20 protein-coding genes, 2 pseudogenes and 1 CRISPR repeat array (1 of these 23 only partly in view) are annotated in these 23,444 nt (G+C 41.3%); of the genes and pseudogenes, 5 read left to right on the top strand and 17 right to left on the bottom strand.

From position 1 onward, the window contains the following. Positions 1–1,744: a CRISPR direct-repeat array (repeat unit 30 nt; unit sequence GTTTTTAGCCTACCTATAAGGAATTGAAAC) (it extends 1,292 nt beyond the left edge of the window). Positions 1,745–1,896: 152 nt separating this feature from the next. From OEI98_RS14380 to OEI98_RS14310, 17 genes and pseudogenes are all read right to left on the bottom strand, one after another. Beyond that, positions 1,897–3,116 (bottom strand): annotated as a pseudogene (locus tag OEI98_RS14380) (IS110 family transposase). 396 nt (positions 3,117–3,512) lie between these two features. Further along, positions 3,513–5,414, bottom strand: a complete 1,902-nt coding sequence (locus OEI98_RS15430) for a recombinase family protein (protein ID WP_416237339.1) — start codon at positions 5,412–5,414, stop codon at positions 3,513–3,515. Beyond that, a complete protein-coding gene (locus tag OEI98_RS14375; RefSeq protein ID WP_266038663.1) occupies positions 5,411–5,938 on the bottom strand; it encodes a helix-turn-helix domain-containing protein in 528 nt (175 codons plus the stop codon). The genes OEI98_RS15430 and OEI98_RS14375 overlap by 4 nt, the downstream gene beginning before the upstream one ends. A gap of 144 nt (positions 5,939–6,082) precedes the next feature. Then, positions 6,083–6,175: a DUF2179 domain-containing protein gene (locus tag OEI98_RS15425; protein ID WP_416237354.1), complete on the bottom strand. Its 93-nt coding sequence runs from the start codon at positions 6,173–6,175 to the stop codon at positions 6,083–6,085. Positions 6,176–6,238: 63 nt separating this feature from the next. Then, positions 6,239–7,666 (bottom strand): potassium/proton antiporter, encoded by a 1,428-nt coding sequence (locus tag OEI98_RS14370; RefSeq protein WP_266038661.1) that lies wholly within the window; start codon positions 7,664–7,666, stop codon positions 6,239–6,241. Positions 7,667–7,773: 107 nt separating this feature from the next. Then, entirely contained in the window at positions 7,774–8,925 is a 1,152-nt protein-coding gene (locus OEI98_RS14365) for a LysM peptidoglycan-binding domain-containing protein (RefSeq protein ID WP_266038659.1), read from the bottom strand. After that, complete coding sequence (locus OEI98_RS14360) at positions 8,906–9,121, bottom strand: hypothetical protein (protein WP_266038657.1); 216 nt, start codon at positions 9,119–9,121, stop codon at positions 8,906–8,908. Before OEI98_RS14360 ends, OEI98_RS14365 begins: the two co-directional genes overlap by 20 nt. 100 nt (positions 9,122–9,221) lie before the next feature. After that, positions 9,222–9,350, bottom strand: coding sequence for a hypothetical protein (locus OEI98_RS14355; protein WP_266038654.1), 129 nt, complete (start codon positions 9,348–9,350; stop codon positions 9,222–9,224). Between the two features lie 193 nt (positions 9,351–9,543). Continuing rightward, positions 9,544–9,888: a hypothetical protein gene (locus OEI98_RS14350; protein WP_266038652.1), complete on the bottom strand. Its 345-nt coding sequence runs from the start codon at positions 9,886–9,888 to the stop codon at positions 9,544–9,546. A 497-nt stretch (positions 9,889–10,385) separates the two neighbouring features. Then, the gene (locus tag OEI98_RS14345) at positions 10,386–10,805 is read right to left on the bottom strand and encodes a hypothetical protein (RefSeq protein ID WP_266038650.1); all 420 of its coding nucleotides are present in this window, start codon (positions 10,803–10,805) and stop codon (positions 10,386–10,388) included. 24 nt (positions 10,806–10,829) lie between these two features. Next, the gene (locus OEI98_RS14340; RefSeq protein WP_266038648.1) at positions 10,830–11,225 is read right to left on the bottom strand and encodes a hypothetical protein; all 396 of its coding nucleotides are present in this window, start codon (positions 11,223–11,225) and stop codon (positions 10,830–10,832) included. Between the two features lie 502 nt (positions 11,226–11,727). Further along, positions 11,728–14,178, bottom strand: coding sequence for a DUF3854 domain-containing protein (locus tag OEI98_RS14335; RefSeq protein WP_266038646.1), 2,451 nt, complete (start codon positions 14,176–14,178; stop codon positions 11,728–11,730). Further along, complete coding sequence (locus OEI98_RS14330) at positions 14,150–14,467, bottom strand: DUF5659 domain-containing protein (protein WP_266038644.1); 318 nt, start codon at positions 14,465–14,467, stop codon at positions 14,150–14,152. The genes OEI98_RS14335 and OEI98_RS14330 overlap by 29 nt, the downstream gene beginning before the upstream one ends. A 183-nt stretch (positions 14,468–14,650) precedes the next feature. Then, positions 14,651–15,127 carry a hypothetical protein gene (locus OEI98_RS14325; RefSeq protein ID WP_266038642.1) on the bottom strand — a complete coding sequence of 159 codons (477 nt, stop codon included), beginning with the start codon at positions 15,125–15,127 and terminating at the stop codon, positions 14,651–14,653. A 5-nt stretch (positions 15,128–15,132) separates the two neighbouring features. Further along, complete coding sequence (locus OEI98_RS14320) at positions 15,133–15,771, bottom strand: hypothetical protein (RefSeq protein ID WP_266038640.1); 639 nt, start codon at positions 15,769–15,771, stop codon at positions 15,133–15,135. Positions 15,772–16,013: 242 nt separating this feature from the next. Then, complete coding sequence (locus tag OEI98_RS14315) at positions 16,014–17,339, bottom strand: hypothetical protein (RefSeq protein WP_266038638.1); 1,326 nt, start codon at positions 17,337–17,339, stop codon at positions 16,014–16,016. Between the two features lie 249 nt (positions 17,340–17,588). Further along, positions 17,589–18,809 (bottom strand): annotated as a pseudogene (locus OEI98_RS14310) (IS110 family transposase). 558 nt (positions 18,810–19,367) lie between these two features. Here OEI98_RS14310 and OEI98_RS14305 point away from each other — a divergent pair. From OEI98_RS14305 to OEI98_RS14285, 5 genes are all read left to right on the top strand, one after another. Further along, positions 19,368–19,556: a hypothetical protein gene (locus OEI98_RS14305; protein ID WP_019908140.1), complete on the top strand. Its 189-nt coding sequence runs from the start codon at positions 19,368–19,370 to the stop codon at positions 19,554–19,556. 24 nt (positions 19,557–19,580) lie between these two features. Further along, positions 19,581–20,078, top strand: a complete 498-nt coding sequence (gene cas4 / locus OEI98_RS14300; RefSeq protein WP_003867574.1) for a CRISPR-associated protein Cas4 — start codon at positions 19,581–19,583, stop codon at positions 20,076–20,078. Next, positions 20,075–21,067, top strand: coding sequence for a type I-B CRISPR-associated endonuclease Cas1b (cas1b, locus tag OEI98_RS14295; RefSeq protein ID WP_004399636.1), 993 nt, complete (start codon positions 20,075–20,077; stop codon positions 21,065–21,067). Before cas4 ends, cas1b begins: the two co-directional genes overlap by 4 nt. Positions 21,068–21,083: 16 nt before the next feature. After that, a complete protein-coding gene (cas2, locus tag OEI98_RS14290) occupies positions 21,084–21,347 on the top strand; it encodes a CRISPR-associated endonuclease Cas2 (RefSeq protein WP_003871087.1) in 264 nt (87 codons plus the stop codon). Between the two features lie 120 nt (positions 21,348–21,467). Then, positions 21,468–23,393: an NAD(P)/FAD-dependent oxidoreductase gene (locus OEI98_RS14285; protein WP_266038632.1), complete on the top strand. Its 1,926-nt coding sequence runs from the start codon at positions 21,468–21,470 to the stop codon at positions 23,391–23,393. Positions 23,394–23,444 lie beyond the last annotated feature (51 nt).

The raw sequence follows: 23,444 nt of genomic DNA, 5'->3' as shown, positions 1-23,444 counted from the left end.
ATTGAAACTGTACAATGCATGCACTATATGGCTGTAACAGGAGCGTTTTTAGCCTACCTATAAGGAATTGAAACGTAGATAAAATAGGCGATGCCTACGTAGTGTACAAGTTTTTAGCCTACCTATAAGGAATTGAAACTACGGAACTGCCCACGTATGACATCAAGCTGTTCAGAGTTTTTAGCCTACCTATAAGGAATTGAAACTTTTTTACCGCTTGTTTTAAAGCGCCTCTAACAATAGTTTTTAGCCTACCTATAAGGAATTGAAACTGGGGAATGCTGCGGGCACAACCGACAAAGCATTTGAGTTTTTAGCCTACCTATAAGGAATTGAAACTCTCCTCATATCGTTGGACTGTTGTCTGATTGCTGGTTTTTAGCCTACCTATAAGGAATTGAAACTCTAATCTGTCTAATTCTAATTCAGACAATAACTCTTGTTTTTAGCCTACCTATAAGGAATTGAAACAGGGTTCTGGGCAATTTAAATAATAAAAAATTTGAGCAGTTTTTAGCCTACCTATAAGGAATTGAAACTAAAAAGAGACAAATAAAAAAGTGCCTGCAAAAGACAGTTTTTAGCCTACCTATAAGGAATTGAAACATGCCTACTGCAAGATATTATTTAGGGGTAGCTTCTGGTTTTTAGCCTACCTATAAGGAATTGAAACATCGGTGTTTCTGTAATGATAAATCTGATTGGCCTACCGCTAGTTTTTAGCCTACCTATAAGGAATTGAAACAAGCAAGAGCTTTCATTTGTTCAAACAATTGCTTCTTGTTTTTAGCCTACCTATAAGGAATTGAAACATTAGAATAACATCATCAGCCAAAACTCCAGCAAATGTTTTTAGCCTACCTATAAGGAATTGAAACAAATCCTGTGAAGACTGTTCGGGCCAAACTTATTCCCGTTTTTAGCCTACCTATAAGGAATTGAAACGGGTTATATCGGCCAAAGAAAATATATCTGATACGCCGGTTTTTAGCCTACCTATAAGGAATTGAAACGACGGCCGGATAATTACCCTTCGCAAGGTATTCCAGTTTTTAGCCTACCTATAAGGAATTGAAACACGCCAGTATGACAATCTAGCGGCGGCTAAAAGTGCGGGTTTTTAGCCTACCTATAAGGAATTGAAACACGCCAGTATGACAATCTAGCGGCGGCTAAAAGTGCGGGTTTTTAGCCTACCTATAAGGAATTGAAACAAAATCCTTGGCCGTTCTACTGCCAGGGATGGCGTGTTTTTAGCCTACCTATAAGGAATTGAAACAGCCTGGTACCTCCCGCAGTCGATGAGAAAGTCTACGTTTTTAGCCTACCTATAAGGAATTGAAACCTGGCTCCGTAAGAGAATATGTTCTTAAGTCCGAACATGTTTTTAGCCTACCTATAAGGAATTGAAACTTTTTACACCTCCCTATCTTCGAGCCCGCTCCAGGAGTTTTTAGCCTACCTATAAGGAATTGAAACATGAAGGCCGCATCCTCGACCGCATAAGGGGTATCGGTTTTTAGCCTACCTATAAGGAATTGAAACTATCTATTGACCAGGCTTCCCCCCATCGCCTGGTGGGTTTTTAGCCTACCTATAAGGAATTGAAACTTTTCTGCATCTGTGATGATGTTGCACCAGATACAGCGTTTTTAGCCTACCTATAAGGAATTGAAACCTGTTACATGGTCGGTCAACGGTCTTACATCATCAGGTTTTTAGCCTACCTATAAGGAATTGAAACTGAATATGAGGACAGGCCTTTAAGCCCAGAAGAAAGGGTTTTTAGCCTACCTATCCTGAAAATAGTGTCTCTCAAAAAGGCAACAAAAAACTAAACCCATACCGATGTAAAAATATGGGATAAATAAATGGTTAATAAAGTTAAATTAAAAGTTAAGACACTGCAGATTCGACCGTGACCTTAAGGCCTAAAGACTCTAGCTTTTTTAAAGATTGACGAATAATCATATTACGCTTTTTCTCTTCATAATAAGTAGGACCTAATTCAATATATGGTTGCTTTTGCTTGAGAATATGATAAACTATAATTAAAATGCTATGTGCCACTGCAACTGCTGCACGGTTTGCTCCTCTTCGAGCAGCGATGCGGTGGTACTGACTTGAGAGATAAGTATCTTTTGCCCTTGAGGCAGCTCTGGCAGCTTCAATAAGAGAGCTTCGCAATTTTTGGTTACCTTTTCGAGTTCTTGCAGACTTTTGTTTACCAGCACTTTCATTATGACCTGGACACAACCCTGCCCAAGAACACAAATGGGCAGCAGAGGGGAACTGTTCCATATTCGTGCCGATTTCGGCTATTATTTGTTCTGCAGTTCTTCTTCCGACTCCAGGGATTGTATCCAGCAGTGCCAGGTCTTTTCAAAAGGGAGCATTCGATTTTTAATTTCTTCGTCTAATTTTGCTATTTCTTCATCAAGGTAATCAATATGTCTAAGCTGTATTTCCAGAAGCATCCTTTGGTGATGATTGATCAAGCCTTTTAAAGCGCGTTTTAGTTCATCCATTTTATTTTTTAGCTTGCCTTGAGAAAGCTCAGCCAGGGTTTCGGGATTTTCTTCACCATTTATAATAGCCTCAAGTATAGAACGACTGGATGCCCCGTTGATATCAGAGACTACCGAAGACAGTTTGATATTAGCTCCTTCTAAAACCTTTTGTATGCGATTAAGTTCTCTTGATTTTTCTTCAATGAGGCTTTTTCTATAGCGTACAAGCTCGCGAAGTTCTCTTTGTTCACGATCTGGCACAAAGCTGCCTTGCAAAAGGCCATGTTGTAAGAGACTTGCTATCCACTCAGCATCTTTTACATCGGTTTTTCTACCAGGGACATTTTTAATATGCTTAGCATTGACGAGTAGGATTTTAATGCTCTCAAGCTCAAGTAGATTGTAAATAGGTTTCCAATAAGAGCCGGTACTTTCCATAGCAACAACAGAACAACCTTTAGCTTTAATAAATTCTTTTAATGCAATAAGGTCATCGGTCATAGTTGAAAAAGTGCGGATTTCTTTACCTTCTGGTGTTATTATACAAGCTACGACATTCTTTTTATGGACATCTAATCCGCAAACATGAGAATAAACTAAATCCATGAAAGAACCAACTCCTTTTTAAAATTTGAACGATAGCGACTGTAAAATTGAAGAGCTGGTGCAACAACCATAAGGGGTTATTCTATCCTGCGTGCTTCCCGTAAAGGGAGCAACAATCTGTGGTGCACCTGGTCGTTGGAGTCTGTCTATGAGTCGGGCTCAAAGCACCAAGGTAAGAACGACCTTTCTTCACCAGCCGCTGTACTGATTATATCATCAAAAAAGGACATTTTCATCCTCTGCTGGTGCTGCATTTGCGGCATGGGAGTCTATAAGGAATTGAAACTATCAATCTCTCTTGCCATATTCATTACGGCATTCCGTTTTTAGCCTACCTATAAGGAATTGAAACTGAAAAAAGAATTATCACCATCAATGGAAAAGAAAGTTTTTAGCCTACCTATAAGGAATTGAAACAGTAAAATTGCTGGCATATTTGTGTCTCTCAAAACTGGTTTTTAGCCTACCTATAAGGAATTGAAACGATGTAGTACAACCAGCGGACATGAATAGAATAGAAGTTTTTAGCCTACCTATAAGGAATTGAAACGAACTAATATTGATATTCCCTATTGGTATTAACCCTCTCACCTCCACTCGGTCATGGTATACGTGAACGGTAATATGAAGCCTATCAAATAGCTGGCGTGTTGCAATCTTGCCACCTCCGTGTATTGCAAAAGTTAATAGTTCTTCCTGTTCCGGAATTTGCTTACCAGCTTCGCTAAAATCAATAGTAACTTTCTTTTCCTGTCTGGGAGTGGTAACTACTACCTCTCCTGTTTTATTGTCAATAGTTAAAGCGGTATCCCACATCATTTTAATTTCATTTTGCAGTGCTTCGTACTCTACTTTCCAGTAGCCGTTCTCAAGAGCCTGTTTTATAAAGTCCAAATCTTTTTCGAGCTTCTGTAAGTGACGGAGTTCATTCGTTTGATGCTTATGTTGTTCACGGAGCTCAGCTATCTTCTTATCCAGTGAAGAAGCTTCCTTCTCGTATTCTGATACCGATATTCTTCCTTTGCGGAAGAGGTAGTTCAGCCTTTCCTGCTCATCCTGCAATTCTTTCATTTGTTTAACCGAAGGCCCAACTAGAAGCTCCAGTTCCCGCTTTCTCCGTTCCCAACTTTCTAAGTGAGCCATTATTGCTTCTCTCATCTGCTCTGGCCTCTGTAGGGCCTCCAATACCTTCAGCACAACCTGTTGGTCAAGCCAGTCAGCAGGAATTCTCGGAGAATCGCATGTAGGACTTCCATCTCTGTGGTAGCGTTTAAGCCTGCCATAACAGGAGTAAACTGCTGTTTTTCCGTGGTCGTAAGTTCCTCTAAATTGTAACCCGCATACACCGCAATGAATAATGCTAGTAAGTAATGGCGTTTCATGTGTGCGTTGCCAGAATTTAGCACGTTTCCTGCGTTCTTGTGCTAACTGGTAAATGTGGTCATCAACAATCTGCGGGAAAGGAATAGGTATCCAATCATCTTTAGTATATTCAGGTTCTGCATTTTTTCCGTCACGTCCGAAATAATTTTTTCCGATGTAGGCTTGATGAGTAAGAATCTGTCTGACAGTAGCGTTTGACCAGTGCTTGACGTATTCACCTTTTTGACCTCTCTTGCCTCTGACTCCTACCCGAACTCCACGGACAGCAGAGGGAGGAAGGACACCCATATTTGTTAACTTATCAGCAATAGCTTCCATACCCAATGGTTGGCCGCTTTCATCGCCATACACATACCAGTGATAAATGAGCCTGACGATTCTTGCCTCTTCCTCGTTAACCTCAAATTCTCCCGTCTGTGGATTTTTCCTATAACCGTATAGGACATGACCACCCGGGAACTGACCTAATCGAGCTTTTTGGTACTTTCCCATTTTCATCCTCTCGGTAATCATTTCTCTTTCCAGTTGAGCGAATACTGCAATGATTTGCATAACTGCCTTACCGATAGGAGTAGTAGTATCAAATTGCTCCTGTATGCTGGTGAAGCCTATCCCGTTCTTCTCTAAGGCATCATCGAGGAGGTAGAGGGTATCTTTTAAGTTACGGCTTAATCTGTCAAGTTTCCAGACTACTACCACATCGAACTTTCTTAAATAAACATCTTCGAGAAGCTGCTGCAAGTCTGGCCTTTCCATAGAGGCACCGCTGTAACCGTCATCTCGGTAAATCCTTACAAGTTCCCATCCCTGAAGCTCACAGTATTTCTTGATTGCTTGTGCCTGAGCTTCAAGAGAGTAACCATGCAAAGTTTGTTCTTCCGTACTTACTCTAATGTAACCTACAGCCTTAGTCACAATGGGACACCTTCTTCCACTGGTTGCATTTTTGCCTTCTGTTGGAGCATGTTAAGCATGGAAATTGCCATGCAATAAAGAGCTAAGTCATCTCGTTTAATAAACCACTGGTCTCCATTATGAACAGTCTTTCTTCGTATCGCTGGAATTTTCTTTCGATGTACCGCTTGAAGTACTGCATTCGGACTTATCCCAAGGATTGCTGCAGCTTGTCGAGTGCTTAGCTCATCTTCCCCTGGTGGGTCAATATAGGTGTTCTGACCCTCAATAGCGTGCTGCCTGCGTGTCACTACTTTTAGGTTTTCTGGATGGTCATCGAGACAGTCGCCGTTGATGTGGTGAACAGCTTCGTTGTAGCCGTCTAATTCTCTACCAAGTTTCTTCTCCATCACTATTCGAGCGTGAAGTACATCGCCACGCCCTGGAACCTTGGCGAATTTCCTGGGTTTATCATGACCGGCGAAGTCTTCGATATAGACCTCATAACCGCAGCACTCGCATCTACCTAAATGAGTTTTAGCCAAAGCATTCACCTCCTACACCGTACTTATTAGCTCTATGTTTATATTTTAAGATGCTTCCTAGCAACTTAAAAGAGGGCTTCCAAAATTTTCTACATAATTCGACACGCCTAGCTTAGGCAATAGCTACTCTTACCGGCTGAACATTTAATGAATTAGTTGTTTGCAGAACCCTTCCTCAAGTACCTCGTGAACATTTTCTATGGCTACGAAAGCGCTATCGTCAATTTCTCGGATAATAGAAATTTTAGTTTAGCCAATTCTAGGCGAGAAACAATGCAATAAAGAATCTCTTATCTTAGGCTACTCCAGCAGCGCTATCAGGTGCTCTTTATCTTCCTGGTGGGTCAGGATAAATAAGATATCTCCCTCCTGGATCTCCGTGTCGCCCCGGGGGGTTACTATATCGTCATGTCTTACAATGGCAGTAACCAGCGTGGTCTTTGGTAGAGGGATATGCTCCAAACGCTTACCGATCAAAGAAGACCCTTTTTCGACTTCAAACTCCAACAACTCGCATTCGGTAGTTTCCGTAGAGATTAACTCAAGGGAATGGGGAGGAGTCTTTTTGGTTCCAGCAAATAACCGGAGCTTGTGGGCTAAAATGTCGAGGGTTGACCCCTGGATTAAGCCCGTTAGGAAGATGATGAAGAACACAACGTTAAAAAAATAGTTGCTGTGGTCGACTCCTGCAACGTAGGGGTAAGTGGCCAGTACAATGGCGACTGAGCCCCTTATACCTCCCCAAGAGAGGAATAGTTTTTCCTTGAGGTTGTAATCCCAAAACAGGGTCGTTAAAAAGACCGCTGTTGGCCGTGCCACTAGCATTAGTAGCAGAGCAATAAACACCCCCTCCTTGATAAAGGGGAGAAGTTGCGAAGGAAAGACCAGCAGCCCCAGCATTAGAAAGAGGATGATGTTGCAGAAAGTGGAGGAGCCTTCTAGGAAGCGTGCTACTCCCTGCTTGTAGACGAACTTGCTATTCCCCAACAAATAACCAGCTATGAATACAGCGAGGAAGCCGTTGGCTTTGATTATCTCCGCTACTCCGAAGCTCAAATAGCAGAAACCGAGACTCAAAACATAGTAAAAACCACCCGATTCAAGGCGAGCCCGGTTAAAGAGATAGGGTCCAAGCTTACCAAGCAGATACCCCACACCAATTCCGGCCACAATCTGCCACATTAAGTGAGCGATAAAGGGAAAAAGGTTAAAATTTGTATTCTTCATATAGTCGAGCAGAGCTATGGTCAGGATAATGGCCATTGGATCGTTGGAGGCAGATTCGGCTTTCAGGGTGGTGGCCAGTTTGGGCTGAATGCTCTTATTGCGAAAAATAGAAAAAACTGCTGCAGCATCGGTGGAAGAAACGATGGCCCCTACCAGTAGGGAGGCCTCGAGGCTGAGCCCAACGATGTAGTGGGTGGCCAGTCCTAGAGTTACGGCGGTAATAAAGACACCTACCGTCGCCAAGGTAAAAGCTGGTTTGAAGGACGACTGTAATTCCTCTCTTTTGGTATTAAAGCCACCTTCAAAAAGGATAATAATCAGGGCTACATTGGCTATCCGCTGGGCTAGTAAAGGGTCATCGAAATATATTAGGTTAAGGCCATCGCTCCCGAAAAGCATTCCCAAGCCCAAAAAAATCACTAAACCGGGAACGCCGAGTCGAGAAATCAGTTTGGTCGAAAAAGTGGCCAGAAGTAACAAAATAGATAATAACAGGATCAACTGTCTTTCCTCCCTTTCCATAAAACCAATCTAAAACACCTAGTGTTCCAAAATACGTCTCCACACCCTTCTAATAAGGAAGAGCAGATACACCGATAAACGAGCAACTACTCAGCTTCTTTATCAATGTAAATTGGTATTTTTAATGTGTCTCCCGCTTTGATAAAATGTGGGTCAGCAATGTTGTTAAGCTCCAGAACTTGTTTGGCATACCATTCATAATCCATTCTGAAATGCTCATTCATAAAGTACGGGTTGATAATGTCAACCAACGTATCCCCTGATTGAACGGTTATTTCCCGTACCTCTTTTAGCTCCCATACATCATTGGGACGGTTTGAAATATTTATACCGCTGGGTATGCCTACTTTATCGGGGTCAAAATATTCTTCGGATGGTATTACCTTATATCCGTCCTTAATGACATACCAAACACCGGTAGTTTTGTTAATATACCGTCCAGTTTGTTCATCATAAATGTATCCTGCAAGTGCCGTCTGATAAAGACCTTCTATTGTTTTTGTGACACCAAAATAAGTCTCCACACCCTTCCAATCAGGTGGGGCAGCAGTACCTTTGGGATATTGAATAGGATAATTTAATACCCAATAGTCGATGTCATGCAACACCTGATGAGCATACCACAGACTTTTGATGTCGTGGTTCTTCACGGCTTCGTCTATCAGTTCTTGAGCTTTAGCAATATCGTCAGCGAAGGCTGTTTTACCAGCGAAAGTGGTTTTAACTTCTTCAAGTTGTTGGATATACCATTTACCGTCCTTTTCGTTATACACCTTTTCGGTGTAATCGGGGATTTCGATTGTGCCGGTTTTCTCCCAGAAGACCCAACCCGGACTGTTAGGGTCGCTGTACTTTTTAATCCAGTTTTCTGCTTCATAAACAAAACCGGACTCGAAAGACATATGTAGTTCGTGAACGGTCTTTTTTGCTTTTTCTAGGTCTTCCTTTTTAACGTCCTTAAACAGTTCAGCTTGAACTTTTTCCACCACATTTTTATCGGGTAGGGGAACATCTGACATATGGAGGTTTTCTTTGGTGATAACAATATCCGGCGTATCCGCAGACGCAACTTCTTGAGCAGCGGAAGTATTTTCAGAAGCTGTTTTATCTACTTCCTGTACTTGGTTATTCTTTGCTGGTTGTGTTACCACTTGAGGCTTTGAAAAAATTAAATATCCGCCGATAGCGGCAGCAGCTATTACCACCGGGATGACAAATTTATACCAATTTTTCATCATCTACTTTCTCCTTCCCGAATTCTTCTCCGCTTGGGAGCAGGTCAACCTCTCTAAGGTACTTTATCGCAGCCCACCGGACAAGGGCAGCTAGACTACGGTCGGTCATCAATGCTGCTTTCTTAACGGCTTCGTATTCGTCTTCGGTAAAGGTAACGCTTACTAATTTAGTACGTGGTTCCGTTTTCCGAGGAGCCATGCAACCCACCTCAATCAACTTGATGTATTCTGATGGATATTATATCAAAGTCTATCACGAAAGTCAACTACGGAAAGTAAATCGAGGTGGGTTAGGCTACTTATAGATAAAGCTGATACTTCAATGTACCAGAATTCTTCCAGCGGTTGTAATGGCAGATGTAATCGCTGCCGTAAGTACCCATCGCTTTCGTGGTAGCCTGTTTAGTGGAAGGGTTAACGAAACCCATCCGGCAGCGAGAAAGCTCTCTATCGTAGAGAGGGCAGGTCTTGCAGGTACGTATTTTCGTCATGGTATCACCTCCCAAGAAAGTTGCTAATAACCGTAGGAGTATAAAAATATTGATGAAAAAAGTTCCGTAGGGCATAGAGTCGTATAATTGGTTTGCAAGAGAGAAAAACCAGAAGGCGCCACGCTTTTCTTTACGCAACGCCTTCCTTTTTGGCTTTTTCTTGTTCAGGTTCCAGGTCTTTTTTCTCCGATTTACGCTTGAGATAGTATCGCTGGATTTCTTGTTCTACTTCGGCAATCTTTTTTGAGTACCAGTCAACCCGTAGCCTTTGTTCCAGCATCTTCAGTTCTGCCAGTTCGTCGCCAGCTTCAAACTTCTTGCGGTAAACTTCCTCCTGCCTGATAGCGTACTGGAGGTTAGCACGGAAAGCATCTCTTTTTGACCGTAATGCTTGCAATTCCGGTGGGGTATTACCTGCTGGGATTACTAAAGACTGCTTGGGTTCAACCGGCTCGCTCTTGGTTCTTGGTGCCACGGTAATCACCTCCCCTCGTTATGTAGGAGTCGTTTCAGTCGGTTCAGGACAGTGCCTACGTCCTCTCCGGAGTGGATAAGCTGGCTGTGAATGCAGGAAAGCTCATAAACGAGAGAAGCTGGAGCCTCTTTCACGAGCATCTCCAGCTTCTTTGCAGCTACCACAGAACAGGTATCTGTAGGTAGGGTTTGTTGGTGTTCCAGACATCGGATGATGTCTCGCACTCTTTTGAGTGTCTCCCGTTTGGTCATAGAATCATCTCCTTTCCTTGTTGGAAAATTTTAACATTTTATGATTATATTATAGTATAGGTCAGTCATGAATAAAAGAGGGGAACCAGATTTTTTGTCGGATAATGTCGAAAACTTTACAAGAAAAAAGAGCCTGCTTTTAAGGCTCATCGTCAGAAAACAATACCGAATAAGGAAGGGGAGGCTACTTGCGAGAACAGAGTTCCATCAATTTAGCTTCGATACGCTGCTGAGCTTTACGGTTTTTCAGCCAACAGATACTTGAGCAGTAGCGTAAAACGGAGCGGTAAGAATAGCAAAAATGGAAGAACGAGGTATGTTTTTGTCCACCCACTTCAAAATGTCTTCAAGAAGGAAGCTGTAGTCTTCTTGTTCTGATGGGTCACTCCAGTTACTGTATAAGAATCTTGCTTTTGTAGGGGTAATGTCAACACAGGAGAGCCATCCATGACGCTTGCTAATTCTCTCCAGAGCCTTCATCTCGGAAGGGAGAAATTTTAGTCCGGTGGAAGAGAGGTCAAGGGTAACTTCGCAATAATTATGCTCCGTCTGGAAATCTACAACAATCATTGGAAGACTGTTTTCGTAACATACTTGCTTGTATGTCTCAAACCTTTGATAAGAGGTAGAGTCGCAGTCACTTATTTTAAGAACAGGGTAGGGCATAGTAATCACCTCCAATATTTTCCTCTAATTTCCACTTCGGACGGCATCGAAAAACTTGTTAAGGAACTGCTGTTTCTCGTGCCGAGGGATGATAACATCGAAGAAGTAGCGAACTCTTTCGTCCGGAGAGTTGATGTAGTAGGTTGGTCGGACTGTCGCTCCTAGTTCTAGCATAATTGGTAACATCTTCATAGTGAAACCGTCTCCAAGAGCGTCCATTACATCCTCGTGCCATTTATACGTTTTCCCTTCAACGACAACCAGCGGTGCTTCCGGTAACTCATCAATATCGTGATAGTATGAAGCACAGATTATATCCCAAAACTCCTGGTCGTAATTCGTAACCCACGGTATGACCTCAATCAGGATGGCGTACTGCTGGTTGCTCCATCGCTGGTTTTGATATTCGATTTCCTTCAAGAATTCCTCGTAAGCGGAATTACGCATATAATCTCACTCCCTACCATTTACTGTTAATGATTAAATTATAAAGGGCTTGACAGGAACTTTATAGGGAGGAACTTTTTTACTTCGGAAGAGGGAGGAAGTAGCTGCCTTACAGAGGAGCTTATTGTTAGCTTTGCTAGCTTAGGGCTAGCACCCGCTAGCTCGAAGCTAGCAACGGCAAATCTACTATTTGCAAGTATTTTACGATTCGCGCCTAGCTATCTTAGGTTTTTGGGTATATCTCTATATATAGTTTTTATAAACACCTCTCTTAAAAAATTCCATATAAAGAGATATGCTAAAAAAGCTAAAAAAGCTAGCAAAAACGCTGCAAACTATTGATTTTATTGGATTTTCGATTGCTAGCTTCGTGCTAGCTTAGCTAGCTTCGATGCTAGCAAAGCTAGGCGTGGGAACCAACAGAAAAGCCCAGCCAAGCATTATCACTTAGCTGAGCTTTAATGAGTGGTGGTTTTTAGCAGGTGTAATAAGTGGTGTTCGGGTCTCTTCGGTGAACTCGAATTCCAGTAACTTCTGCTACTAGCTCCTCCTGCTCCCGAATGTAACCAGCGAGTTCCTGCGGATTATGGAAGGGATAAGGTATGGTGCTTGGGCCATTGGAGTTAGCAAGAACCCAATCAGTAATTTCTCTAAGCTGGAAGACAGGTTTCTTTTGTCCTGCTTCTACTTCTTGTCTTCTCTTCTCCGCAAATTCTCTCAAAACCATCAATGCGTTATCGGCTTGGTACTGTGTTTCCCGTATAACCTGTGGCAGTTTGTCAACCACTGTTTCCATTGTGGAAAGTAGCTGCTTGCTTTCATCAAGGGCTTCTGCCATCAGTAGCAATGCTCTCTCAAAGCCCTCAAGACGTATACTCTTACGCCGGTACGCTTCAAACTTCGTATCGACAAGCTGGAAGAAACGTTGAGCGGCAACGAGCATATCGGAAAGCAAGGCTTCTCTTCCCGGCGTATCATAAAGAACCTTCCACTCCCAGTCATCTACTTTTTGCCCTTCCGGTATCTTTTTGAACCGAAAAACCAACGACCGCTCCATCAAATCTGACGCGTGAATAGGTAGACGAGTAGCAGTAATAGCGAAAGTGCAGTCTGTCTTAATTGTCACATCCGTGTTAGAGTAGAGCGGACGATATTGGATTTTCTTAAGCGTAACCGCCCTTGCGATTTCCTCTTCAAACTGTTCCCGGTAATTTCTCAGGCTACCTGGTCTGACGTTATCAAAAACGTAAATCCCACGGGCACTGGCAAGGAAAGTTCGCAACTCTTGAATATCCCTTGGAGTAACTCCAACGCCTATCTCTCCAACAAGAACTCCTGTCCGAACATAGTAAAAACGAGATTTACCTGAACCAGCTTCACCGATAGCCATTTCAACTGGCAACTCCAATCCTCTCCAATCCCGGAAGAGAGGGGAGAGGTAACAAAGGACTTCAAGCAGTGCTCTTTGTTCTTCGTCCGTAAAAATAGAATGACTGTCAAGGTTGAGAGTGTTCACTACCTGACGCCATAACCGTTTTGGTCGTGAAGGCAGGTTTTGGAAGTCTATCTTAACCGGCTTAACAATTCCTTTCTTAAACAGCACTCCGTCAACGCCATTATCCTCCAAAGTGATAGCATCTTTAGTTACCTTTGCAACTGCCGAATCGCTAAGCTGGACGTATAAGGCATCCGTTGATACTTTTGGTGGCTCGCTTACGTATGAAACCTTGCGAATCCTCACACGAGGGCAGCCCTGTATGAAAGCTGTTGACAGACGATTTATGACTTCTCTATCAGCGGTTCCAATACCGTATTTAGCTGTGATTAACTCCGCAAACTCTCCAACCCGGAAAGCATTTGCATTTTCAGTCCAGTCTACTTCGTAAAGAAGTTTATCTTTCCCGTCAAAATAGTAGAATTTTCTGTTATCCGCTTCATCACGATAACGTCGTCCTTCATAATCAAGGTCGGCTACTATTGCCGTAGCTGCCATTTTGTAATCGTCCTGGTTTAGACCTCGTTTTCTTAGGTGCCTTTGCAACCAACTTCGCAGTTGCGGTTGTATCGGAAAACGAGCCTGTTTAGCCAATTCCCAAAAATCGTCAGCGGTGTGTGTAAGCAAGAAGTCATCCAGTCCAATCTTTTCTCCTTCCTTTTCCGGATGAGGTAGGATTACCTGTTTTACATCAGCACCACGTTTGAACAACCAGAAGGCGAAATCAAAGGCTGCTTGCTGAACTTGCTCTTTGACTGGAAAGCCACTTGCTGAATCGCTGTCAAAGACGATGTATACTGTCCGCTGTCTCCAGTCAAACTCAAGAAGTTCTGGAGCCACATTTTCTTCCAGCAACTGGATAGCATCAGCATCCTTTATCGTAAAAGTGATAAAGCCTCTTTTGCTTTCTTCAATTTCGTTAGGCTTAATTCTGTACTTACCATGTTTGACATTATTAACACCGCCAAGAGCAATAGCGGGAATTCCTTCCTGTACTGCTTTGGCAGCCTTCTTTTCGCCCTCTACTACAACGAGCGGTTTAGACGTATCTTTAGCTATCTTCCATATATCCGGTAGTACGTAAACATGAACGCCAGTATCCTTTGGCTGAGCGTACTTAATCTGTTTTCCTTCTGAATTGACCGGCGGTTGATGGTAGCGAATACGGAAGAACGGAATTTCCTCTTTCTCACCAGTAATAAGCCTGTCATGAATGGGATTTCCGTCCTTATCGAAATACGGAATAACGTAACCGGTGCTTTGTGGGAAAGGAGTCAAGTTTCTCTCTACATCTGTAGCATCCCTTACGCCCATCTTCTTAATGGTTTCTTCGTTTAGTCCGCTTCGTTTCAGGTCTTCCATTGAAAGTGGTGAAAGTAGCTGCAGCAAGTTGTCCTGAACGTTACATTCCAACGCCCTCGCTGTGGTCATTTTGACCAGCCTCCTTCTTCAATGTCTCTCGTTTGATGTAGTTAATGCGGTCGCCAAGCTCCCGCATCGCTCTAACGTAGTCGAACAGGTTCACAGTCAGGTTTTTGTCACCCTCGAACTTCGTCCGCAAGTCCCGTAGGGTGGAGAAGTCAGCATCTGGGTAAAGGAATATCGCTCTTCTCGCCTTAGAAAATGGAATTCTGATTTCCGGCTCATACCCATTTAGCATTAGATAAGCAGCGAAGTGCAAGTCTTTTGTGTAGAAAGGCTCTCGTTGCACAGTTATCATACCTCCTTAAATAAGTTGGTTATTATTTTTACGTATAAAAATAGTTGAAGAAAAAAGTTCCTAGGTGCATAGAGGCTTATAAACGTTAATCCAACGATATTTTCACGTGCTAAAATACGGTTTTGTCTCTTTTCAAATAAAGATAGCCGTTTCCGATCACAGATAGAGTTACCAGTGACCATATCAGCCAGAACATTCTTTATCACCATCCCTGGGTGGTCTGCCAATACGTTTTGAGCTTTTTCGCATTCCTTCAGAAATGCGTTTCCTGCGTTCTTGGTTAGCTTCTGGGTCACGGAGGTAGTTCAGATACTTTTCTCTAATCTCCGGATTTTCCCAAGCTCGCTTTACGCCCTCGATTTGTCGTGATTTTACCTCTGGGTCGTTCATCGCTGCTTTTACCCCGTGACTTACTTTTTTCCGGAATTCCTCAGACTGACAAGCGCGACGAATATTTGAGTTAGGGTCCTGCCATTGCGCTTTCAAAAATTGGCGTTTTTTCTCTCTATATTCATCGGATTGCAATTTTTGACGTATCTTTGAGTTAGGGTCTTGCCAGAGGCTCCTTACTACTTGACTTGTCTTTTTTCGCCACTCTTCATAGGCTGGAGAATTACGCCACGCTTCATATTCAGGTGTTCCTCTTTTAGGCAGAACCATGAATCTCACCTCCTTAGCTTCCTTAATGGATAAAATTTTAAGTTACACCAACGGAACTTTATAGAGAGGAACTTTTTCTTCTCCAAGAAGAATGTTCCATCAGCTATTCTCAAGTTCCACTCCGACTTCTGGTGTGAGAAGGCAACTTCCAAGAGTGTTCGTGGTTCCTGTAAACAGCAGACTGGTATCAGCCTTCCGTGTCGATGGTGATAGAGAGGAATGACTTCCAACTCAATTGGACGATGGCATAGACCACAGAACACCTGCTCAATGCTCTGTGGGAGAAACGCCTCGCTCTGCAAAATTGGTACTTGTAGGTCAGGTACACGCTGCTCACGAATTTCTCCGACCGGTTGACCTTCCAACGTAATAAACCCAAAGGATGAAAAAAGCGGTTTGATTGGAAAGGAGTAGATACCTCCATCGTCATCAGTTACTGGACTCTTCGGATGGAAGTGCTCTGCTTTTGTAACCTTTCCGACCTCGAAGGTTAGCGGTCTCAACTCCCTCCCACAGGTAGGACACGTGTGAGTAACCCTCAACCGGCTAATGAACGGAGATACGAACTGTGGCTTTCCGTCTACCAGACGAATGTTAACCTGATGATACGCAATCATGGTTATTGCTCCAGTCTTATCCTGCATACTCCAGCTGCTTTTTGATGTGTTGAGGTACTAACTCGTAGTGGTAAGTTGCTTCGCAGCATTGCATTCCCAGTGGACAGTGACGTAAAGCTTGCCATTCGTTGTCGCCAAAGGCGCAGAGGAAGTCATACCCGAAATTTCCGAAACAGGTTTGAGACAACTTCTGAGCCAGTTCGTCTTTCATCAGGTCATTCCACTTAATCCAGTAAAAAATGGGTAGCATCATATTCATCTCCTTTCGGTTACTCGTTAAAGATTCTTTGGTTAATCAGCCTGCTAAGCTCGTGAGAAGGTGGTAATGCTCTAAAAACACCGCTCCAGAAACCGCTATCGTCACGCTTTTCAATATCCGGTTGAAGGTTGTTAGGATACTGCCAGCGTGCCACGTTGGACAAAGTTTTTAAGTCTCCGGAGAGGTAACTCCTTTCGGACTTCTCCTTTTCCACAGAAGCTTGCACTCTCTTAACGAAGGTGTGCCATTTGTTGGCAAGTTCTTGGCCTCTCTTGAAGAACTCTTCCATCTCCATCTGCGTGTACGTGGCACTGTCACGTTTTCGGGTGGGCGTAGAAACCTTATCGACTGTGGCATCATCCAAAGTACCCACGGTCATCAGCATGGAGAGAATATCGGTTAGCTGTTTTGCAACCCCTTCCTTTGCGGTGGAAGTTAGCCTGTCACGATAGCTAAGAGCGTTTGGCAATTCTTTCAACCATTGGCTTAACCGCCCTTGCAAATCTTTTGCTTGCAGCGTTACTGCGCGGTACATACTTGACGGGTAGGGTTCGTAATGTTCCTTATTGTCCTTAGACAGTCTTGCAAAATCGTTAGGGGTAAACGGCGGGCGTTTCAGCCCGTAGGTATCTTCAAGGAAGCGACCAATACGTTCCAAGTCGTAGCTTCCTTCCTCAACCTCTCTCTGCAAAGCGGTAGCTCGCCTGAAATTTTTCTGGACAACATCCTTCTTAACAGAATCTAAGAGTCCCTGAAGGATTTCATCGTCTGAAAGGGCAAAGGATGTCCCTTTAACAACAGATTTCGATACCTCGTAGTTGCGGAGCACTACCTCCACGTAGCTTTCCAGAGAGTTTTTGCTGCCTCTCAATGCCTGCCATTGTTTGGCAACCTTGTCAACTTTCTTGCGGAATATCTCATCGGTTTCGTAACGCTTTCTTATCTCATTTCGCATATTTGACCCCTCCTTTTGAGATTTTGAAACAGTAGCCGTGCTTGCGGTTTTAGTGATAAAATGTTGAGAGAGCAGACGCATCAAATTGTCAATGCGCTCCACTGTCCGAGCTTCTTCTAAACTGCTCTTAACGTATTTAACGAAGGCATCTTCCTGCGGGAATTGGCTCAGTTGTTCCCGTGCTATTTTACGGGCTGTTTCTACCTCACAGGTGTTATTTTTCTTGATTGGGCGTTTCGCAAGCGGGTCAATAAACGACTTGCCAATCTGCTCTCCGTGTGGAGCGAAAAAGGCAGTCTCGCCTGTTACTGGATTAAATCGCTTAATTGCTGGGCCGAATTCGGTATTGACTTTTTCTTCGACCCAATCAACGAACGACATCTTGAAAACACCTCCCTTGCAATGAATGATTAGGCTGCTTTAATAGTAATCAGGAAACCGATACTTGAGGGAAATTCAAGATTAGTTCGTTGAAACAAAAGGTAGGTGAGAATATGGCAGATAATGAAATACAGGTTTTTAGCCTACCTATCCTGAAAATAGTGTCTCTCAAAAAGGCAACAAAAAACTAAACCCATACCGATGTAAAAATATGGGATAAATAAATGGTTAATAAAGTTAAATTAAAAGTTAAGACACTGCAGATTCGACCGTGACCTTAAGGCCTAAAGACTCTAGCTTTTTTAAAGATTGACGAATAATCATATTACGCTTTTTCTCTTCATAATAAGTAGGACCTAATTCAATATATGGTTGCTTTTGCTTGAGAATATGATAAACTATAATTAAAATGCTATGTGCCACTGCAACTGCTGCACGGTTTGCTCCTCTTCGAGCAGCGATGCGGTGGTACTGACTTGAGAGATAAGTATCTTTTGCCCTTGAGGCAGCTCTGGCAGCTTCAATAAGAGAGCTTCGCAATTTTTGGTTACCTTTTCGAGTTCTTGCAGACTTTTGTTTACCAGCACTTTCATTATGACCTGGACACAACCCTGCCCAAGAACACAAATGGGCAGCAGAGGGGAACTGTTCCATATTCGTGCCGATTTCGGCTATTATTTGTTCTGCAGTTCTTCTTCCGACTCCAGGGATTGTATCCAGCAGTGCCAGGTCTTTTCAAAAGGGAGCATTCGATTTTTAATTTCTTCGTCTAATTTTGCTATTTCTTCATCAAGGTAATCAATATGTCTAAGCTGTATTTCCAGAAGCATCCTTTGGTGATGATTGATCAAGCCTTTTAAAGCGCGTTTTAGTTCATCCATTTTATTTTTTAGCTTGCCTTGAGAAAGCTCAGCCAGGGTTTCGGGATTTTCTTCACCATTTATAATAGCCTCAAGTATAGAACGACTGGATGCCCCGTTGATATCAGAGACTACCGAAGACAGTTTGATATTAGCTCCTTCTAAAACCTTTTGTATGCGATTAAGTTCTCTTGATTTTTCTTCAATGAGGCTTTTTCTATAGCGTACAAGCTCGCGAAGTTCTCTTTGTTCACGATCTGGCACAAAGCTGCCTTGCAAAAGGCCATGTTGTAAGAGACTTGCTATCCACTCAGCATCTTTTACATCGGTTTTTCTACCAGGGACATTTTTAATATGCTTAGCATTGACGAGTAGGATTTTAATGCTCTCAAGCTCAAGTAGATTGTAAATAGGTTTCCAATAAGAGCCGGTACTTTCCATAGCAACAACAGAACAACCTTTAGCTTTAATAAATTCTTTTAATGCAATAAGGTCATCGGTCATAGTTGAAAAAAGTGCGGATTTCTTTACCTTCTGGTGTTATTATACAAGCTACGACATTCTTTTTATGGACATCTAATCCGCAAACATGAGAATAAACTAAATCCATGAAAGAACCAACTCCTTTTTTAAAATTTGAACGATAGCGACTGTAAAATTGAAGAGCTGGTGCAACAACCATAAGGGGTTATTCTATCCTGCGTGCTTCCCGTAAAGGGAGCAACAATCTGTGGTGCACCTGGTCGTTGGAGTCTGTCTATGAGTCGGGCTCAAAGCACCAAGGTAAGAACGACCTTTCTTCACCAGCCGCTGTACTGATTATATCATCAAAAAAGGACATTTTCATCCTCTGCTGGTGCTGCATTTGCGGCATGGGAGTCTATAAGGAATTGAAACGATACTACAACATCTCTTGCTCCAGGTGGTACGTATACAAGTTTTTAGCCTACCTATAAGGGATTGAAACACCAAACAACAGGCCCGACTGCATTAGAAGGATTGTGTTTTTAGCCTACCTATAGGAATTGAATGTATAGGTATTAATTTTGCCCTGATATCTCGTTTTTGGCTTACATATAATACATATAAGGAATTGAACAGTGCTTATTAAAATAGTTTTTTTTAAAGAATTTGAAAATGTGTGGTATAAAGAGGAGGTTAGATCTACATGAGCGAAAAGATGAAAGCTAAACTTTATGATATTGTCAGGTTGAAAGATGGTAAAGAAGGAACTGTTATTGAAGTTTATAATATTCCTGGTTTACCTAAAGGGTATGATTTGGAATTATTAGACAAAGAAGAAATTATAACAATAACCGAAGACCAAATAGAGGAAATTATATGGGAAATGCCGTAGAAAAGAAAATATACAGGTGATACTATGGAATTTGAGGTTACAGGGGCATTGATGCAAAGTTATACCATTTGTAAAAGGCAAGTTTGGCTTATGGCACATCAGATAGTGCCTGACCAAGAACATCCTTATATTGAAATAGGTAGGCTTATTGATGAAAATTCTTATCAAAGGGATAGAAAAAAGATTCATTTTGAAAATGTGGTATTAGACCTTGTGAGAATGGAAAAAGATAATATTTTAATTGGCGAGGTAAAGAAAAGTTCAAAAGCTGAAGATAGTGCTAAAATGCAACTTTTATTTTATCTCTACAAGTTAAAGCAAAGCGGAATAACTGCAAAAGGGCAACTTTTTTTTCCAGAAGAAAGGAAGAGGGAAGTAGTAGAACTTACACCAGAATTTGAAAGAGAAGTTATAAAGGCAATTGAAGAAATTAAAGATATAGTATATAAAGAAAAGCCACCTGCTTTTATAAAAATTCCATATTGTAAAAATTGTGGGTATAAGGAGTTTTGTATGTCATGAAAAAAACGATTTATATTTTTTCAGATGGGGAATTAAAAAGAAAAGATAATACTCTATTTTTTGAAGGAGAAAATGGAAGAAAATTTATACCAGTAGAAAATACTTCTGAAATAATGGTTTTTGGAGAAGTAAGCCTTAACAAAAGACTTCTTGAGTTTTTAACACAATCAGAGATTATACTTCATTTTTTCAATCATTATGGATATTATGTAGGGTCTTATTATCCAAGAGAACATTTAAACTCAGGCTATATGATATTAAGACAAGCTGAGCACTATAATGATGAAAGTAAAAGGCTTTATCTTGCTCAAAAATTTGTCGAAGGAGCTTATAAGAATATAAGGCAAGTTTTGAAATATTATTCAAATAGAGGCAAAGATTTGGAAGATGTCATTTATTCCATAGAAAAATTAGGGGAGAGCGTTGATTCAACTTCTACAATAAATGAATTAATGGCAATAGAAGGTAATATTAGGGAATATTATTATAAGGCTTTTGATGAGATAATTCAAAACCCAGATTTTAAGTTTGACTTTAGAAGCAAAAGACCACCTCAAAATTTTTTGAATACATTGATAAGCTTTGGAAATTCTTTGATGTATACGACAACTTTAAGTGAAATATACAAAACCCACTTAGACCCGAGAATAGGTTTTTTGCATGCGACCAATTTTAGACGTTTTTCTTTAAATCTTGATGTTTCAGAGATTTTTAAGCCTATCATTGTAGATAGGACTATATTTACCTTGCTTAGCAAAAAAATGGTTACTAAAGAAGACTTTGAAGAAGATGCAGAAGGATTATTACTTAAAGAAAAAGGGAAAAAAGTATTTGTGCAGGAATTTGAAGATAAGCTTGCTACAACTATTAAACACAGGAATCTTTCTAACAATGTTTCTTATAGAAGACTTATAAGGTTAGAGCTTTATAAATTGGAAAAACACTTGATTGAAGAAGAACAGTACAAGCCTTTTATTGCACAATGGTAAATTTAGGTGATAAGATATGTTTTTAATTTTAGTATACGATGTGAATGAAAAAAGGGTCAATAAAGTTTTAAAGACTTGCAGAAAATACCTTCACTGGGTTCAAAATTCTGTTTTAGAAGGCGAAATATCAGAAGCCAATCTTAAAAAACTAAAAATAGAGCTTTCAAGAATAATAGACAAAGATGAGGATTCAGTTATTTTTTATATTTTACGGACTACCAAATATTCTGAAAGAGAAATCCTTGGGCTTAGAAAAGGTGGAGAAGACATAATTATATAAAATTTACATTTCAGAGCAAACAAAGACAAAAATTTAACAAAGCAGGAATTGACTATTTTATGTCGAATTTAATAATTATGAACATTATTTTAAAATACACTGCACTAAAGGAGTGATATAATGGAGCTTACAAAGCCAATAAAAATAGGTAATTTAAATTTAAAAAATCGGGTAGTAATGGCGCCTGTTAAAACTGGTTATGCTACATCAGAGGGACAGGTTACAGAGGACCTAATTCAATATTATGTCAATAGAGCAAAAGGGGGAGTAGGTTTAATTGTTTTAGAATCAGCATATGTAGACCTTTCAGGGAAAGAAATTCCGCGTCAATTAGGTATTTATGATGATTCAATGGTAGAGGGGCTTCGCCACCTTATTACCCCCATACAGGAGGATGGTAGCAAAGTCGCAGTCTACATCAACCATGCGGGGCGGATAGCAAATCCAATGGTAACTAAATTACCCCTTATCGCACCTTCTCCAATAGCTTGTCCAACTATTGGAGTTGAACCACAAGGAATACCTCATGAGGACATAAAGAAATGGCAAAATACTTACGTAAAAGCTGCTGTCAGAGCTTATGAAGCTGGTGCAGATGCATTGGAAATTCAATTTGGACATGGTTATCTCATTCACCAGTTTTTTTCACCTCATACTAACAAAAGAGAGGATGAATATGGTGGCAGTTTTGAGAATAGAATTCGCTTTGGGATGGAAATATTAGATGAAATAAAGAAAGAGATAGGTGCTGATTTTCCAATTATTGTACGCATTAGTGCTGATGAATTTGTGCCAGGAGGTTGGACATTAGAGGATGCGATCCGTTTGGCTAAAGCATTAGAAGATAAAGGTGTTGCTGCTATTGATGTTTCTTTAGGAAGTAGCTGTGAGTCTAGTGCTATTACATTGCAAACTTTGGGAACGCAAAAAGGATTGGCATGGGAATTTGCTTCAAAAATAAAAGAACAGGTCAATATTCCTGTTATCGCTGTCGGGCGAATCAATACGCCAGAATTGGCAGAAGAAATATTGGTATCAGGCAAAGCTGATTTAGTTGCTCTTGGACGTCCTTTGGTGGCTGATCCGCTATTTGTAGAAAAGGCTATCTCAGGACGCAGCAAGGAAATACGCCGTTGTGCTGCTTGTCACCAAGGCTGTTTAGATGAATTAAGAGCAGGACGCCGTTTTGGTTGTAATTTAAACCCATCAGTTGGCAAGGAGGAGGAAATCGAAATACAAAAAGCACCTCAACCTGGAAAGAAAGTATTTATCATTGGTGCTGGACTTGCAGGCTTGGAAGCAGCTTATACTGCTGCTGCAAGAGGACATAAAGTATACATTTATGAAGAAAAAGGAGAGATAGGAGGTCAAGTTTTGCCCGGTTCTGTTCCTCCTCACAAAGAAGAATTGAAAGGCATCGTGGAATACTATAAAGTGGTACTTCCAAAGGTTGGTGTCACTTTAAATCTTAATCATAAAGTTACAGCAGAAGAAATAGAAAAATGGGAGGCTGACGAAGTCGTCTTTGCGACAGGAGGACAGCCAATTGTACCACCTATTCCCGGACTTAAAGAATACGGCTTTTTGACAGCTGTGGAAGTATTAAGAGGAGAAAAACAAGCAGGCGATAAAGTTGCTATAATTGGTGGCGGCTTGATAGGCATGGAAACTGCTGATTATCTCTCAGAACAAGGCAAAAAGGTAATGGTTATTGAGCTTTTGGAGGAAGTAGCAAGAGACATGGGAGTTTTTGAGAAGATTCTCATTATGAAGCGCTTAAAAGAACGAGGTGTTGAAATTTATGTAAAAACTCGTTTAAAGGAAGTAGGAAAGGCCCTTTTGGTGGAGACACCTGAAGGGGAAAAAGAGCTGCCACTTCCCGATACTATAGTTTTAGCCGTAGGTTTAAAACCAGATCCTTCGCTTTACGAAGAGGTTAGTAAGATTTTACCACAAGAAAAGCTTCATGTTATAGGAGATGCTAAAGAAGTGAGAAAGATTGTTCACGCTATTTCTGAGGGACGTAATTTAGGTCTTTCCCTATAAGAGGGGTTATTCCCCTCTTATATTTTTAAATTATCAACTTATCCACAAATG

Source organism: Thermoanaerobacter sp. RKWS2 (assembly GCF_026240795.1).
GTDB classification, from domain to species: Bacteria; Bacillota; Thermoanaerobacteria; order Thermoanaerobacterales; family Thermoanaerobacteraceae; genus Thermoanaerobacter; species Thermoanaerobacter ethanolicus.
This window is presented reverse-complemented; position numbering and strand designations above follow the sequence as displayed.

Bases quoted from the DNA above. Each gene is read 5' to 3' on its own strand.
- OEI98_RS14365 (WP_266038659.1), bottom strand. From the start codon at position 8,925: ATGATGAAAAATTGGTATAAATTTGTCATCCCGGTGGTAATAGCTGCT.
- OEI98_RS14360 (WP_266038657.1), bottom strand. From the start codon at position 9,121: ATGGCTCCTCGGAAAACGGAACCACGTACTAAATTAGTAAGCGTTACC.
- OEI98_RS14355 (WP_266038654.1), bottom strand. From the start codon at position 9,350: ATGGGTTTCGTTAACCCTTCCACTAAACAGGCTACCACGAAAGCGATG.
- OEI98_RS14345 (WP_266038650.1), bottom strand. From the start codon at position 10,805: ATGCCCTACCCTGTTCTTAAAATAAGTGACTGCGACTCTACCTCTTAT.
- OEI98_RS14335 (WP_266038646.1), bottom strand. From the start codon at position 14,178: ATGACCACAGCGAGGGCGTTGGAATGTAACGTTCAGGACAACTTGCTG.
- OEI98_RS14330 (WP_266038644.1), bottom strand. From the start codon at position 14,467: ATGATAACTGTGCAACGAGAGCCTTTCTACACAAAAGACTTGCACTTC.
- OEI98_RS14325 (WP_266038642.1), bottom strand. From the start codon at position 15,127: ATGGTTCTGCCTAAAAGAGGAACACCTGAATATGAAGCGTGGCGTAAT.
- OEI98_RS14320 (WP_266038640.1), bottom strand. From the start codon at position 15,771: ATGCAGGATAAGACTGGAGCAATAACCATGATTGCGTATCATCAGGTT.
- OEI98_RS14315 (WP_266038638.1), bottom strand. From the start codon at position 17,339: ATGTCGTTCGTTGATTGGGTCGAAGAAAAAGTCAATACCGAATTCGGC.
- OEI98_RS14305 (WP_019908140.1), top strand. From the start codon at position 19,368: ATGAGCGAAAAGATGAAAGCTAAACTTTATGATATTGTCAGGTTGAAA.
- cas4 (WP_003867574.1), top strand. From the start codon at position 19,581: ATGGAATTTGAGGTTACAGGGGCATTGATGCAAAGTTATACCATTTGT.
- cas1b (WP_004399636.1), top strand. From the start codon at position 20,075: ATGAAAAAAACGATTTATATTTTTTCAGATGGGGAATTAAAAAGAAAA.
- cas2 (WP_003871087.1), top strand. From the start codon at position 21,084: ATGTTTTTAATTTTAGTATACGATGTGAATGAAAAAAGGGTCAATAAA.
- OEI98_RS14285 (WP_266038632.1), top strand. From the start codon at position 21,468: ATGGAGCTTACAAAGCCAATAAAAATAGGTAATTTAAATTTAAAAAAT.